This is a genomic window from Streptomyces luteireticuli (genome assembly GCF_041519305.1).
In the GTDB taxonomy this organism is placed as follows: Bacteria; Actinomycetota; Actinomycetes; order Streptomycetales; family Streptomycetaceae; genus Streptomyces; species Streptomyces luteireticuli.
In genome coordinates, this window is sequence record NZ_CP167927.1 from 4457601 (window position 1) to 4471521 (window position 13921).

At 72.8% G+C, this 13921-nt stretch carries 14 protein-coding genes; 7 read left to right on the forward strand and 7 right to left on the reverse strand.

Translation table 11 applies throughout. The features are described 5' to 3' along the window. Positions 1-7: 7 nt before the first annotated feature. Together AB8735_RS19810 and AB8735_RS19815 are read right to left on the reverse strand one after the other, a co-directional pair. Positions 8-889 carry an HAD family hydrolase gene (locus tag AB8735_RS19810; RefSeq protein WP_372408646.1) on the reverse strand — a complete coding sequence of 294 codons (882 nt, stop codon included), beginning with the start codon at positions 887-889 and terminating at the stop codon, positions 8-10. A gap of 57 nt (positions 890-946) precedes the next feature. After that, positions 947-1858 (reverse strand): LLM class flavin-dependent oxidoreductase, encoded by a 912-nt coding sequence (locus tag AB8735_RS19815; protein ID WP_372408647.1) that lies wholly within the window; start codon positions 1856-1858, stop codon positions 947-949. 103 nt (positions 1859-1961) lie between these two features. Here AB8735_RS19815 and htpX point away from each other — a divergent pair, with 103 nt between their 5' ends. Both htpX and AB8735_RS19825 read left to right on the forward strand, forming a co-directional pair. Next, on the forward strand, positions 1962-2864 hold the full coding sequence (htpX, locus tag AB8735_RS19820) for a zinc metalloprotease HtpX (RefSeq protein WP_372408648.1): 903 nt from the start codon (positions 1962-1964) through the stop codon (positions 2862-2864). Positions 2865-2984: 120 nt separating this feature from the next. Then, a complete protein-coding gene (locus tag AB8735_RS19825) occupies positions 2985-3569 on the forward strand; it encodes a hypothetical protein (protein ID WP_344028973.1) in 585 nt (194 codons plus the stop codon). A gap of 25 nt (positions 3570-3594) precedes the next feature. Here the strand turns inward: AB8735_RS19825 and AB8735_RS19830 are convergent, their stop codons facing one another. Continuing rightward, the gene (locus AB8735_RS19830; RefSeq protein ID WP_344028976.1) at positions 3595-4206 is read right to left on the reverse strand and encodes a PadR family transcriptional regulator; all 612 of its coding nucleotides are present in this window, start codon (positions 4204-4206) and stop codon (positions 3595-3597) included. A gap of 121 nt (positions 4207-4327) precedes the next feature. On the opposite strand from AB8735_RS19830, the gene AB8735_RS19835 reads away from it, so the two are divergent. Next, complete coding sequence (locus AB8735_RS19835) at positions 4328-4882, forward strand: hypothetical protein (protein WP_344028978.1); 555 nt, start codon at positions 4328-4330, stop codon at positions 4880-4882. 78 nt (positions 4883-4960) lie between these two features. After that, positions 4961-6307 (forward strand): carotenoid oxygenase family protein, encoded by a 1347-nt coding sequence (locus tag AB8735_RS19840; protein ID WP_372408649.1) that lies wholly within the window; start codon positions 4961-4963, stop codon positions 6305-6307. On the opposite strand, the gene AB8735_RS19845 is transcribed toward AB8735_RS19840, so the two are convergent. The 4 genes from AB8735_RS19845 to AB8735_RS19860 are packed head-to-tail and all read right to left on the reverse strand — an operon-like array spanning position 6271 to position 10913. After that, positions 6271-7317 (reverse strand): MerR family transcriptional regulator, encoded by a 1047-nt coding sequence (locus AB8735_RS19845; protein WP_372408650.1) that lies wholly within the window; start codon positions 7315-7317, stop codon positions 6271-6273. The two genes, AB8735_RS19840 and AB8735_RS19845, sit on opposite strands and share 37 nt — an antisense overlap. A 51-nt stretch (positions 7318-7368) precedes the next feature. After that, a complete protein-coding gene (locus AB8735_RS19850; RefSeq protein ID WP_344028987.1) occupies positions 7369-8271 on the reverse strand; it encodes a metal-dependent hydrolase in 903 nt (300 codons plus the stop codon). A 39-nt stretch (positions 8272-8310) separates the two neighbouring features. Further along, positions 8311-10092, reverse strand: a complete 1782-nt coding sequence (locus AB8735_RS19855; protein WP_372408651.1) for an SDR family oxidoreductase — start codon at positions 10090-10092, stop codon at positions 8311-8313. After that, positions 10089-10913, reverse strand: coding sequence for a M24 family metallopeptidase (locus AB8735_RS19860; protein ID WP_372408652.1), 825 nt, complete (start codon positions 10911-10913; stop codon positions 10089-10091). The genes AB8735_RS19855 and AB8735_RS19860 overlap by 4 nt, the downstream gene beginning before the upstream one ends. 213 nt (positions 10914-11126) lie before the next feature. Here AB8735_RS19860 and AB8735_RS19865 point away from each other — a divergent pair, with 213 nt between their 5' ends. The 3 genes from AB8735_RS19865 to AB8735_RS19875 are packed head-to-tail and all read left to right on the forward strand — an operon-like array spanning position 11127 to position 13916. Beyond that, positions 11127-12119, forward strand: coding sequence for an ABC transporter ATP-binding protein (locus AB8735_RS19865; RefSeq protein ID WP_344029062.1), 993 nt, complete (start codon positions 11127-11129; stop codon positions 12117-12119). Continuing rightward, the gene (locus tag AB8735_RS19870; RefSeq protein ID WP_372408653.1) at positions 12109-13008 is read left to right on the forward strand and encodes an ABC transporter permease; all 900 of its coding nucleotides are present in this window, start codon (positions 12109-12111) and stop codon (positions 13006-13008) included. The genes AB8735_RS19865 and AB8735_RS19870 overlap by 11 nt, the downstream gene beginning before the upstream one ends. Then, positions 13005-13916, forward strand: coding sequence for an ABC transporter ATP-binding protein (locus AB8735_RS19875; RefSeq protein ID WP_344028998.1), 912 nt, complete (start codon positions 13005-13007; stop codon positions 13914-13916). The genes AB8735_RS19870 and AB8735_RS19875 overlap by 4 nt, the downstream gene beginning before the upstream one ends. The last annotated feature ends 5 nt before the right edge of the window (positions 13917-13921 follow it).

The following is a 13921-nucleotide window of genomic DNA, read 5'->3' on the forward strand; positions in this document are numbered from 1 at the left end:
GCCGAGGTCAGGACCGGCCGCGCAGCATCCTCTCGATGATCTCCGCGACGCCGTCGTCGTTGTTGCCGGCGGTGCGGTGCGTGGTGGCGGCCAGCACGTCGGGATGGGCGTTGGCCATCGCGTACGAGGTGCCGGCCCAGGAGAGCATCTCCAGATCGTTGGGCATGTCCCCGAAGGCCACGACCTCCTCGGGCGCGATGCCGTGCCCGGCGCAGTACCGGGCCAGCGTGCTGGCCTTGCTGACCCCGGGGCCGCTGATCTCCAGCAGCGCGGTCGGGCTGGAGCGGGTGAACGAGCCGTGGGCGCCGGCCGCCGCGCGGGCCCGGGCGAGGAAGTCGTCGGGGGCGAGCCCGGGGTGGTGGGCGAGCAGCTTGAGGACGGGGCCGCAGGGGGTTCCGTCGCACGCGCGGGCGTCCTCGGCGAGGAACTCCTCGGCGGTGGCCACGACCGCGTCGTCGCTGAGCATGAACGGCGGGTACTGCGGCTCGTAGTGGAAGCCGGTGGTGCGCTCGACGGCGAACGTCGTGCCGGGGACGGCGGCGCGCAGCCGGTGCACGACGGCGAGGGCGTCGGCGGACTCCAGCGGGCGGACCTCGACGAACCGGCCGCCGTCGCGCAGGTCCACGACGGCGGCACCGTTCGCGCAGATCGCGAGCCCGTGGCCGTGGACGTGGGCGCTGGCCACGTCCATCCAGCGGGTCGGGCGGCCAGTGACGAAGAAGACCTCGATGCCGGCGGCCTCGGCGGCGGCCAGCGCGGCGACGGTGCGGTCCGAGACCGTCTTGTCGTCCCGCAGCAAGGTGCCGTCGAGGTCGGTGGCGATCAGCCGGGGTATCGGGGATCTCCGGCGGCCGGCCGGGGTCTCGGGCTGCTCGGTTGCTGAAGTCACGGTCCCATTCTCGGCCACGCGGTGCGCTGGGGCGCACGCGCGGACGGCCGCGCCGGGTCAGCGCCCCAGCTTGTCGAGGGCCTCCGTGGCGATCCGCTCGAAGACCGCCTGGTCGGCGGCGAAGTCCGAGTCCGGAATGGGCCAGTGGACGGCGATCTCGGTGAAGCCCAGGGCGAAGTGCTCGCCCGCGAAGTCGACGAACGCCTCCAGGGACTCCAGCGGGCGGCTGCGGTCGGGCGTGAAGCCGGTGAGCAGGATCTTGTCCAGCTCCGCCACGTCCCGGCCGGCTTCGTCGCAGGCCGCGGCGAGCTTCCCCAGCTGGGCGCGGAGCGCCGCGCGGGACTGCTCCGGCGTGCCGGTCTCGAAGATCTTGGGATCGCCGGTCGTCACCCACGCCTGACCGTGGCGGGCCGCCAGCCGCAGCCCGCGCGGGCCGGTGGCGGCGACGGCGAAGGGCAGCCGCGGCCGCTGGACGCAGCCGGGGATGTTGCGGGCCTCGTCGGCCGAGTAGAACGTGCCCCGGTGGGTGACGGCGTCCTCGGTCAGCAGCCGGTCGAGCAGCGGGACGAACTCCGCGAAGCGGTCGGCGCGTTCCCGGGGCGACCACGCCTCCTGCCCCAGCGCCGTCGCGTCGAAGCCCGACCCGCCGGCGCCTATGCCCAGGGTGACGCGGCCGCCGGAGACGTCGTCCAGCGAGATGAGGTCCTTGGCCAGGGTGACCGGGTGCCGGAAGTTCGGCGAGGTGACCAGGGTGCCCAGGCGCATCCGGGAGGTCGCCGCGGCCGCGGCGGTCAGGGTGGGGACGGCCCCGAACCAGGGGCCGTCGCGGAAGCTGCGCCAGGAGAGGTGGTCGTAGGTGTACGCGGTGTGGAAACCGAGCTCCTCGGCGCGCAGCCACTGGTCGCGGCCGCCCTCGTGCCAGCGGCGGACGGGGAGGATCACGGTGCTCAGGCGATGGGGCGAGGTCATGCCCCGAGCCTACGGGGAGGGTCGGGAAAGCCGGCGGCGAGGGAGAATCGGGACAGGGAGCCTTTGTGGGCGCCTCCGCCTCCACGGAGTCTGGGAGGTCACCGTGCGAGAGACCCGTTTCACTCCCGACCGCGGGCTGACCACCCGCATGGTCACCACGATGTTCTTCATCGGGCTGCTCTACGTGGTGTTCGTCGGCGCCCTGATCGTGCTGCTGCGCGGGGCCTGGCCGGTCGTGCTGCTGCTGGCGGGCGGTGTGTTCGTCGCGCAGTTCTGGTTCAGCGACCGCATCGCGGCGTACGGCATGGGTGCGCGCGAGGTCACCCCGCAGGAGGCGCCGGAGCTGCACGGCGCGGTGGACCGGCTGTGCGCGCTGGCGGACATGCCCAAGCCGCGGGTGGCGGTCGCCGACAGTGATGTGCCGAACGCCTTCGCCACGGGGCGCAACAGCAAGAACGCGCTGGTCTGCGCGACGACGGGGCTGTTGCGCCGGCTGGAGCCGGAGGAACTGGAGGGCGTGCTGGCGCATGAGCTCTCGCACGTGGCGCACCGGGACGTGGCGGTGATGACCATCGCGTCGTTCCTCGGGGTCATGGCCGGGATCATCACCAGGGTCGGGCTGTGGGGAGGACTGCGCCGGGCCGGTGGGCGGGATGCCAACACCGCCCTGCTGATGGTGGTGATCCCGCTGGTCAGCGCCGTGGTGTACGTCATCAGCTTCCTGCTGACGCGGCTGCTGTCGCGCTACCGGGAGCTGTCGGCCGACCGGGCGGCCGCACTGCTGACGGGCCGGCCGTCGGCGCTGGCGTCGGCCCTCACCAAGGTCACCGGGGAGATGGCCCGGATCCCGACCCGGGACCTGCGGCAGGCCGAGCCGTTCAACGCCTTCTGGTTCGCCCCCGCCTTCTCCAAGGAGACCCTGAGCGGTCTGCTCTCCTCGCACCCGACGCTGGAACAGCGACTGGACCAGCTCGCCGGGATCTCGGTGCGGCTCGGACAGGGGTGAGGGCCGGGGGCCGAGGTCGCGCGGCGAACGCATGAGATGCCGGGCGGCCGGGGGAGGGCGGGACGGGGGACGGGCAGGGACGAGGGGGCGGCACAGACCGCCGGAAGGAGCCGTACAGCCGTGGGATTCCTGGACGTCATCCTCGGGCGCACCAAGCCGGTCCGCCCGGACCTCGATCAGCTCTTCGCCCTGCCCTCCGCGGCCGTCACGCTCGAGGCGGGCGCCGGGCTGGACCCGACCGGGCTGGGTTCCGTGTGCTTCGCCAGCGTGGAGGGCGGGGCCTTCGACGGCGTGCGGCAGGAGGTGCAGGAGCTGCTGGACGCGGACACGGGGCGCGGCGGGGCGCCCGTGGAGTTCAGCCGGGACGCCTACGGCTACACCTGGCTGCTCGCACGGCACGCCCCGGAGGACACGGCGGCTCTGGTCAACGATCTCCACGCGGTCAACACGCTCCTTCAGGAAGGCGGGTTCGGACCCCAACTGCTGTGCTCGCTGGTGAGCTTCCACGACGCCCGGCAGCGGTCGCTGGGCCTCGTCTACCTCTACAAGCGCGGCACGTTCTACCCCTTCGCCCCGGTCCGGGGCGAGCGGGAACGGCGTGACCACGCACTGGAGATCCAGGTGCGGGCGCTGCTGGAGGACGATCTGCGGATCGAGGGGGATCTGAGCCGGTGGTTCCCCGTGTGGGGCGCGCCGGGTCTGTGAGGGGGCGGGGCCGCCGCACGGCGGCTCATCCCTCCTGCCCGGCCCCCGCGGTCCCCTGCCCGGCGTTCGCCGCCTCTCCGGTGGACGGTGCGCCGGCCGGCACTTCGCGGGCCGCCCTCCCGCGGGCCAGCCGGTACTCCTCGGCGGCCCAGCGGGCCCACTCCTCCCGCATGGCGGTGAAACGCAGGCCGTACTCGAGGGCGAGCCGGCCGTTGACCGAGAGCGGCCCGTCGTCCCACTCGACCTTCCGCTCCACCTCCGTGAGGCCCTGGTGCTGGCGGGCCGCGCGCTCGGCCTCGCCGTGGAGGTAGGCGACGGCCTCGACCGGGGTGAGGCGGTTCAGGAAGAAGACCCTCAGCAGGGCGTCGCTGCGGACCCTGCGCGGCTCGTCCTCCAGCAGCCAGCGGCGCAGCTCGACCAGGCCGCCGTCGGTGATCGCGTACTCCTTGCGGCCGCGGGGGCCCTCGGAGACCGCCTCCAGCAGGCCGTCCTTCGTCAGCTTCGCCAGCTCGCCGTAGACCTGGCTCTGGGTCGCCGGCCAGACGTTGGCGAGAGAGGTCTCGAACGTCCGCATCAGGTCGTAACCGCTGGCGGGACGATCGGCCAGCAGTCCCAGCATCGCGTGTCTCAGGCTCATGCCCTCCACCTTACATTCCAATATTGACACGTCAAGGCTGGACGTTCTAATTTCGACGTGTCAAAGTTGGAACGTCGGCGAGCGGCCGACCGGAACCCGACGGATCGGCTGGGAGATTTCCATGGACTACCTGCGCGGCTTCATCGCCTGGATCGCCTTCGCGGTCGCCTCGTCGTACAGCCTGCAGTGGGGCGCGGCGGCCGGCCTGGTCGTCGCCGTCGGGGTGCTGGCCAACGAGCTCCGCTCGGGCACGCCCGCCGGAGCGCTGGTCCTGGACGGCAGCTCGGTGCTCTTCTTCGCCGCTTTCACCAGCCTGGCCTTTGCCTTCCCCCACTGTCCCCTCTGGGGGTACTCCGGCGCCTTCTCCCTGGGCTGGCTCGCCCTCACCGCTTGGGGCACCGTGGCCGTCGGGCGTCCGTTCACCACCGGCATCGCCAAGCGGCAGGCCCCGCCCGTCGTGTGGGAGATGCCCTTCTTCCGCCGGATGAACACCGTGATCACCAGCGCCTGGGCCACCGCCTTCACCGTGACCGCCGGTTCCGTGGTCGCCATTCACGCGGCCGGGCTCGGCAGCGTGGCCTCCCAGCTGGTCCAGATAGCCGGCTTCGTCCTGCCCGTGGCGTTCACCCGTCGCTACGTGGAGACCATGCGCGCCCGCCGGGCCGCCGCGCGGTGACGCCTTCCGGGCAGCCCGCTCGATCCCGGCCTTCCCCCGGCCCTTCCCCCGTCACGAGCACCTCCGAAGGAGCACGTCATGACAACCGCCCCCGCTCATCTCGCCGGCAACTTCGCACCGGTCGCCGAAGAGCTGACCGCCCACGACCTCCCCGTCACCGGAGCGCTCCCGCCCGAGCTCCGCGGCTGGTATCTGCGCAACGGCCCCAACCCTCAGGACGCCGCCTCCGGCCACTGGTTCTTCGGCGACGGCATGATCCACGGAGTGCGCCTGGAGGGCGGCCGGGCCACTTCCTACCGCAATCGTTGGGTGCGCACCTCGACTTTCACCCACGGCGCCCGGATCCATGACGGGCGGGGCGGGGTCGGCCTCACCGCCGGCGCCGCCAACACCCATGTGGTGCGGCATGCGGGGCGCACCCTCGCCCTGGTGGAATCGTCCTTTCCCTACGAGGTCGACTGCCGGCCGGGGCGCGAGCTGGAGACCGTCGGGGTCCACGACTTCGGCGGGCGGCTGCTCACCCCGATGACCGCGCACCCCAAGACCTGCCCCGTCACGGGGGAGCTTCACTTCTTCGGCTACGGCGGGACGGACGCCCCCTTCCTCACATACCACCGGGCGTCCGCCGACGGCGAGTTGGAGGTCAGCCGTCCGGTGGACGTCCCGGCCCACACGATGATGCACGACTTCCATCTCACCGCAGGCCATGTCGTCTTCATGGACCTGCCCGTGGTCTTCGACGCCGGGCGGGCCCGCAGACCCGGTGGCGGAATGCCCTACGCCTGGGACCCCGGCCACGGGGCGAGGCTGGGCGTGCTGCGCCGGGACGACCCCTACGGCGAGGTGCGCTGGCTCCCCATCGACCCCTGCTACGTCTTCCACGCGCTCAACGCCCATGACGAGAGCGGTGCCGACGGCGAGCGGATCGTCCTGCACGTCGTCCGCTACCCGCACTTCGCGGCCCCCGGCCTCGGCCCGGCCCACGGCTCCCTCTGGCGATGGACGCTCGACCTCGCGACGGGAACGGTCCGTGAGGAGCAACTCGACGACGAACGCTGTGAGTTCCCGCGCATCGACGACCGCCTCGCCGGTCGGGTCGCCCGGTACGGCCATGTCACCGTCGCCGACAGCCCCTCCTCGCCGGCCCCCGCGGGCGCGCTGCTCCGCTACGACCTGCGGACGGGCTCGGTGGCCCGGCACATCTTCGGCCCGGGCCGCACTCCGGCCGAGGCGTCGTTCGCCCCGGCCGACGACCGGCCGGGCGGACCCGGGTGGCTGCTCACCTACGTCCACGACGCCGGGAGCGACACCAGCGATCTGGTGGTTCTCGACGCGGACGATCTGGCCGCACCTCCGGTCGCCGTGATCCACCTGCCGCAGCGTGTGCCCTACGGATTCCACGGCAACTGGCTGGAGGACCGCTGATGTTGCCGCCCCCGGGAGGCGAGGGCGTCCATGGTGCGGGCCCGGACCTCGCGTTCCGCGGCGGCGGCGATGAACGCGCTCAGGTCACCGTCGCCGGGGCCCACCAGGGCGCGGATCTCCCGGACGGTGGCGGAGGGCAGGCGGACCTCGGCCCACCCGTCGTCGGGGGCGGTCGGTCCGGGGGCAGGTACGGGGAGAGGGGCGCTCCGGGCGCCGGGGCCGTCGGGCCCGAGGGGGGTCCCGGGGCCGCCGTCGGAGTCGGCCGGACCGGTGGCGAAGGCCTCCTCGAGGTGGGTGCGGAGGTGGTGGACGGCCAGGGTCCGCATGGCGCGGGCGAGTTCGGCGTCCACCGTCTGCCGGGCGAGCGGACGCAGTCGGCGCACCAGGGCCGCGGCCCGGTCGGCCGCCTCGTCGCTCGGCGGATGACCGAGATAGGGACGGAAGACGTGTTCGGTGGTGAAGTCGAGGAAACGCCCGGCGATGTGCTCGACCTGGGCGCGCAGTTCCCTCAGATGCGCGGAGACGGCCTCCAACGGGACGCCGGCCTCCCGCAGTTCGGACGCGACAGCCAGCAGCCGGGGGCTGGGGGCCAGGAAGGTGTCCGGGTCGTCCGGCAGCCGTTCGAGGACGCCCAGTTCCACGGCCTCCCCCAGGGCGCTCTCGTCCGGTCCGCCGAACGTCCCGGCCAGCTCGGCGCGGCCGACGCGCACGGGGCGTTCGTCGGTCCAGGGTCCGTCCACCTCGGCGACCAGGCCGAGGACCCCGCCCAGGCCCCGGCCGGTGTCCCAGGCGTCGAGCAGCTCCTTGATGCTGGCCAGGGTGTAACCGCGGTCCAGCAGGCCGCCGATCTGCCGGAGACGCGCCAGGTGGGTGTCCCCGTAGACATTGGCCCGGCCCCGGCGTTCGGGCCTGGGCAGCAGACCCCGGTCCTGGTAGGCGCGGATGGTGCGGACGGTGGCCCCGCTGCGGTGGGCCAGGTCCTCGATCCGGTACGCCGGCTGTTCGGTCACGCGTCGCTCCTCACCCGTCACCACCGGGACGGCCGTCACCGCCGGGACGGCTCACGAGGCGGCCGCGCCCCCTGTGCCGCTCCCCGCGCCACGGGCCGCCGGAGAGACCGTCAGGTAGGCGACGGCCTTGCTCAACGACCCTTCCTGCGAAGGATGGTACGAGCGCCTGAGGTAGCGGGGGATCGCCGCACCCAGCTCGCGCCAGGTGGGCAGCAGTCCCTTGTCGACGGCCTTGTTGTGACGGCCCAGGGTGTAGCGGAGCCGTCCCGCGAGCCGGGGGTCGTGGCGGATCAGGTAGGACGCGCCGGCCGCCCAGAGGTAGGTCAGCACCGGCGCGGTGATCGCCATGCCCAGCAGACGGCGGGCGTAGCGCCGGGGTTCGTCGCCCCCGCAGTGCTGGTACATGTCGAAGGCGACCGCGCGGTGTTCGACCTCCTCGGCCCCGTGCCAGCGCAGCAGGTCCAGCATCACCGGGTCCGGGTCGCTCCGGTCGAGGGCGTCGGCGCGCAGCACCCAGTCGCCCAGCACGGCGGTGAACTGCTCGGTCGCCGCCACCACCGACAGTCTGAAGCGCAGCCAGGCCCGGTCGGAGACGCGCAGGCCGAACGGCGGGCGCTCGCCCAGCAGCACGTCGAACATGAACTCCACGTGCCGGGTGTAGGCGGTGGTGTCCAGGCCCTGGTGGGCGAGGTGGTCGAGCACGTAGGAGTGCTGGACGCTGTGCGTGGCCTCCTGGCCCATGAAGCCCTTGACGTCCTTGAGCAGCGCCTCGTCCCGCACCAGGGGCAGGGCCTCCTTGAAGACCTTGACGAACCACCGCTCGCCGGCCGGGAGCAGCAGGTGCAGGACGTTGATGACGTGGGTGGCGGTCGGCTCGTCCGGTATCCAGTGGAGCGGGGTCTCGCGCCAGTCGAAGCTCACGCGCCGGGGCGCGATGCGGTAGCCGTCGGTCATAGGGGGTTCCTCCTGCGATGTGGGCCTCGGCCGGGGCGGTCAGACCCGGGGCTCGATCCGGGCGACGGCGCGCCGCAGCCGGGGGGCGAAGCGTGCGGCGAGGCGCATGCCGTGGGCCTCCGGTGTCACCGGTACGACGGCCCGGTCCTCGTACACCGCCCTGAGGACGGCGTCGGCGACCCGCTCCGGCGGGTAGTTCCGGCGCCCGTAGAGCCGGGTCGTCCGCTCGCGCAGTCGGCGTTGTTCCTCCTCCGGGACGCCGGTGAAGAGGGTGGCGGCCGTGATGCCCGTGGTCACGAGGCCGGGGCAGACCGCGGTGACTCCTATGTCCCGGCCCGCCAGTTCGGCGCGCAGGCACTCGCTCAGCATCAGCACCGCCGCCTTGGACGTGCTGTAGGCGGAGAGGGCGCGGGAGGGCTGGAAGGCGGCCGCGGAGGCGGTGTTGACGATGTGGCCGCCCTCCCCGCGCTCGGCCATCTGCCTGCCGAAGATCCGGCAGCCGTGGATCACGCCCCACAGATTGACGTCCAGGACCTTGCGCCAGGCGTCCGCCGGGGTCTCCAGGAACGGTCCGGAGACCCCGATGCCCGCGTTGTTGACCAGGATGTCCACCACCCCGTACTCGGCGGCCGTCCGGGCCGCGAGCTTCTCCATGGCCCGCTCGTCCGAGACGTCGGCGCACTCGGCCCAGGCCTCGGGCGCCCCGCTCAGCCGCGCCAGTTCGGCCGTCCGCCCGGCGCCCTCCGCGTCCACGTCGACCGCCACGATCCGGGCCCCGGCCCCGGCGAACGCGAAGGCGACGGCCCGGCCGATGCCGCTCGCCGCGCCCGTCACCAGCACCAGGCGGCCCGCGAAGCGTTCGGTGTACCGGTCGCGGCGGGTGCGGCGGTGCGCGGGGGCGGGCGTGCGCTCCTGGTGCGCGGTGGCGAACGCGGCGATCCACTCGGCCAGTTGGCCCGGACGGGTGCGCGGCACCCAGTGGCCGGCCCGCAGACTGCGCCGCACCAGTCCGGGGGCCCAGCGTTCCAGGCCGTCGTAGAGCCGCTCGGACAGGAACGCGTCGTCGGTCGGGGTGATCAGCTGCACGGGGGCGTGGGCGTAGGCGTCGGGGCGTGGACGGCGCAGCCGGGAGCGGACGTTGTCGCGGTAGAGCCAGGCGCCGTGCGCCGCGTCCGAGGGGAGCGAGGCGGTGGGGTAGGGGCCCCGGGGCACCTTCTCGAACCGCTCCAGCACCGCCGGCCAGCGCTTCCCCAGCGGCCCCCGCCAGGCCGCCTCGGGAAGGAGCGGGGTGTGCAGGGCGTACACGTACCAGGACTTGGCGCCCTGGCCCAGGAGTTGGGCGGCCCGTCGCGGGGTGGGGCGGGCGGCGCGCTCCTTGAGCCAGTGCCCGAAGTGGTCCAGCGACGGGCCGGAGACGGAGGTGAAGGAGGCGATCCGGCCCTGGGCGCGGGGGGAGGTGGCGAATTCCCAGCCCTGCACCGAGCCCCAGTCGTGGCCCACCAGGTGCACCGGGGCGTCCGGGCTCAGCGCGTCCACGACGGCCAGGAAGTCCTCGGTGAGCTTCTCCAGGGTGAACCCGCCGCGCAGCGGCCGGGGGGCGGTGGAGCGGCCGCAGCCGCGCACGTCGTAGAGCACGACGTGGAAGCGGTCCCGGAGCCGCACGGCGACCTCCGACCACACCTCTTTGCTGTCGGGGTAGCCGTGCACCAGCACGACCGTGGGGCCGTCCGGGTCGCCCAGTTCGGCGACGCACAGCTCGACCCCGCCCGAGTGCACCCAGCGCTCCCGGGCCCCCTCGATCCCCTTGCCGAAGGCGGTCATCGTCCGGTTCTCCCCTCTCCGTGCCGCACGTGCGGCAGATCGTCGTCGAGCCAGAACGCGCTCTCCCCGGGGTCGCGGGAGTCGGTGATCACGAGGAGCTCCTCGAACTTGGCCCCCGTGCCCCGGAATCCGAGATGCGGTTCCACCGCCCACAGCCCCGGCCTGGGCGGGTGGTCGGAGCGGCGGTGCGGGCTCCACAGCGGGGACCAGCCCTCCCGGTGGCCGTGGAGCAGGTCGGAGGCCAGCCCCTTGAGGGCCTGGGTGCCGAAGCCGAAGAGGTGCGGCGACCACCGGCGCTCCGCGACCCGGCCGACCTTGTGCGCGATCACTCCGAAGGGATAGGCGCGATGACGGTTCACGTACCCCTGCCGCATCATGAGGCGGTCCACGTCCTCGTAGATCTCGCGCAGCGGCCGCCGCTCGCGCACCTCGCGGAGGATCAGGTCGCGATGGTCGCGCAGGTCCTCGACCAGCCGGGTGTGCAGGGGGTTCGGGCCGAGACAGCCCGAGTAGCCCACGTCGGCGGTGAACCCCCGGTGCACCGGGGCGAGGTCCAGGATGAAGGGCATCCCCGGCTCCAGCCGGCGCCCGGTCGGGAAGAACTGGGTGGGCACGCGGAAGCCGGTGAAGGCCGTCCGGTCCCCGAACCAGGCGAAGGGCAGGTGGAACCAGTCGCGGACCCCCTGCCGGCGCAGCCACTGCCGCTGCATCCGGGCCGCGTCGTGCTCGGTCACGCCCGGGCGGAGCTGTGCGGCGACGGCCTCGGCGCAGTCGTACGCCAGACGCTGCACGTCCCGGAATCCACGCAGATCACTGTCCATGCCCAACCACCTGTCCACCGCAGGGAAGTTGCCACTGATGAATGTGACAATGACCGGAGGCCGAGTCAAGGGGTGGGACGTCCGGACCGGCCGCGGGTGCCCATACTTTCGGCCCCGTCCCCTACGGGTGGGTCAGACCCGAGGACTACGCGCAAGCCCTCATCCGGGCTGACGATTTCCGCGCCCGGCGCCACTACCGTCGAAGACGTGACTGTGATCGCCACCGAAAGCCTCGGCAAGCGGTTCCCCCGGGTGACCGCGCTGGACCGGCTCTCCATCGACATCGCTCCCGGAGTGACCGGGCTGGTGGGTGCCAATGGCGCGGGCAAGTCCACGCTGATCAAGATTCTGCTGGGGCTCTCCCCGGCCACCGAGGGCCGTGCCGAGGTCCTCGGCCTGGACGTCGCGACCGAGGGCGCGGCCATCCGCGAGCGCGTCGGTTACATGCCGGAGCACGACTGCCTGCCGCCCGACGTCTCCGCCACGGAGTTCGTCGTGCATATGGCGCGGATGTCCGGACTGCCGCTGACCGCCGCCCGGGAGCGCACCGCGGACACCCTGCGCCACGTAGGCCTCTACGAGGAGCGCTACCGCCCGATGGGCGGCTACTCCACGGGCATGAAGCAGCGGGTCAAGCTGGCCCAGGCCCTGGTCCACGACCCGCGCCTGGTCCTGCTGGACGAGCCGACCAACGGCCTCGACCCCGTCGGCCGCGACGAGATGCTGGGCCTGATCCGCCGCATCCACACCGACTTCGGCATCTCGGTGCTGGTCACCTCGCATCTCCTCGGCGAGCTGGAGCGCACCTGCGACCACGTCGTCGTGATCGACGGCGGCAAGCTGCTGCGCTCCTCCGCCACCAGCGACTTCACCCAGGCCACCGGCTCGCTGGCGGTCGAGGTCACGGACACCGACGCCCACCCCGACGGCACGGCCGCGCTGTCCGCGGCGCTCGTGGCCGCGGGGCTCACGGTGCAGCCGGCCGCGGGCGAAGGGGAGTTCGCGGCGGCCGGCGCCGGGTCCGTGCTGCTCGTCGACGTCGCCGGGGACGCGACGTACGACCTGGTGCGGGACGCGGTCGCCGCTCTCGGCCTGGGGCTGGTGCGCATGGAGCCGCGCCGGCACCGCATCGCCGAGGTCTTCCGCTCCCCCGGCGCCACGCCCGACAACAGCGCGCAGAAATGGGGCAGTTCCGATGCCGCCTGAGACGACCGCCGCGCCCGCACAGGGCGTGATCCACAACATCGGCTACCGGGATTACACCGGCCCCCGCCTGGGCCGCGGGTATGCCCGCCGCGCGCTGTACTCGCAGAGCCTGCGCGGTGCCTATGGGCTGGGCCGCTCGGCGAAGTCCAAGGTCCTGCCGATGACGCTGTTCGGTGTGATGTGCGTGCCGGCCGCGATCATCGTGGCGGTGGCCGTCGCCACCAAGATGACCAAGCTGCCCGTGGAGTACACGCGTTACGCGATCCTGCTCCAAGCGGTCATCGGCCTCTTCCTGGCCGCCCAGGCGCCCCAGTCGGTCTCCCGCGACCTGCGCTTCAGGACCGTCCCGCTGTACTTCTCCCGGCCGGTCGAGCGCGTCGACTACGTGGTGGCCAAGTTCGCCGCGCTCGCCTCGGCGCTGTTCCTGCTGACGGCGACGCCCCTGGTGATCCTCTACGCCGGCGCCCTGCTGGCGAAGATGGGTTTCGCCGCCCAGACGAAAGCCTTCGCCCAAGGACTGGTCTCCGTGGCTCTGCTGTCCCTCTTCTTCGCCGGCATAGGCCTGGTGGTCGCCGCCCTGACACCGCGCCGCGGCTTCGGCGTCGCCGCCGTCATCGCGGTCCTCACCATCTCCTACGGCGCTGTCAGCACGGTCCAGGGCATCGCCCTCGCCCGCGACAACACCGACATCATCGCCTGGCTCGGCCTGTTCTCGCCGGTCACCCTGATCGACGGCGTCCAGACGGCCTTCCTCTCGGCCACCTCCGCCTTCCCGGGCGGCCACGGTCCGGGCGCGGGGGCCGGAGCGCTCTACCTCCTGGTCGTCCTCGGCGCCGTCGCCGGCTCCTACGGCCTGCTGATGGCCCGCTACCGGAGGGCCGGGCTGTGACAGAGATCCACATCGACGGCGTCTCCCGCTGGTTCGGCAATGTCGTCGCCGTCAACGACGTCTCCATGACCATCGGCCCCGGCGTCACCGGGCTGCTCGGTCCCAACGGCGCCGGAAAGTCCACCCTCATCAACATGATGGGCGGCTTCCTGGCCCCCTCCAGCGGCACGGTCACCCTCGACGGGACGGTGATCTGGGGCAACGAGGAGATCTACCGCCACATCGGCCTCGTCCCCGAGCGCGAGGCGATGTACGACTTCCTCACCGGCCTGGAGTTCGTCCGGGCCAACGCCGAGCTCCATGGGCTGCCCGCCTCGGCGGCCCGACGCGCTCTGGCCACGGTGGAGATGGAGTACGCGCAGGACCGCAGGATCGCCACCTACAGCAAGGGCATGCGGCAGCGGGTGAAGATGGCCTCCGCCCTGGTCCACGATCCCTCGGTGCTCCTGCTCGACGAGCCCTTCAACGGCATGGACCCCCGCCAGCGGATGCAACTGATGGATCTGCTGCGGCGGATGGGGTCCGACGGGCGCACGGTGCTGTTCTCCTCGCACATCCTGGAGGAGGTCGAGCAGCTCGCGGCCCACATCGAGGTCGTGGTGGCCGGACGGCACGCCGCCTCCGGCGACTTCCGGAAGATCCGCCGGCTGATGACCAACCGCCCGCACCGCTACCTGGTCCGCTCCAGCGACGACCGAGCCCTGGCGGCGGCCCTGATCTCCGATCCCTCGACGGCGGGCATCGAGGTCGACGTCCAGGAGGGCGCCCTGCGCGTCCAGGCCGTGGACTTCGGCCGGTTCACCACCCTGCTGCCGGCCGTGGCCCGGGCCCACGGCATCCGGCTCCTGACGGTCTCGCCCTCCGACGAGTCCCTGGAATCGGTCTTCTCCTACCTCGTCTCGGCCTGAACGGA

Bases quoted from the DNA above. Each gene is read 5' to 3' on its own strand.
- AB8735_RS19850 (WP_344028987.1), bottom strand. From the start codon at position 8,271: ATGACCGACGGCTACCGCATCGCGCCCCGGCGCGTGAGCTTCGACTGG.
- AB8735_RS19870 (WP_372408653.1), top strand. From the start codon at position 12,109: ATGCCGCCTGAGACGACCGCCGCGCCCGCACAGGGCGTGATCCACAAC.
- AB8735_RS19840 (WP_372408649.1), top strand. From the start codon at position 4,961: ATGACAACCGCCCCCGCTCATCTCGCCGGCAACTTCGCACCGGTCGCC.
- AB8735_RS19815 (WP_372408647.1), bottom strand. From the start codon at position 1,858: ATGACCTCGCCCCATCGCCTGAGCACCGTGATCCTCCCCGTCCGCCGC.
- AB8735_RS19835 (WP_344028978.1), top strand. From the start codon at position 4,328: ATGGACTACCTGCGCGGCTTCATCGCCTGGATCGCCTTCGCGGTCGCC.
- AB8735_RS19855 (WP_372408651.1), bottom strand. From the start codon at position 10,092: ATGACCGCCTTCGGCAAGGGGATCGAGGGGGCCCGGGAGCGCTGGGTG.
- AB8735_RS19830 (WP_344028976.1), bottom strand. From the start codon at position 4,206: ATGAGCCTGAGACACGCGATGCTGGGACTGCTGGCCGATCGTCCCGCC.
- AB8735_RS19860 (WP_372408652.1), bottom strand. From the start codon at position 10,913: ATGGACAGTGATCTGCGTGGATTCCGGGACGTGCAGCGTCTGGCGTAC.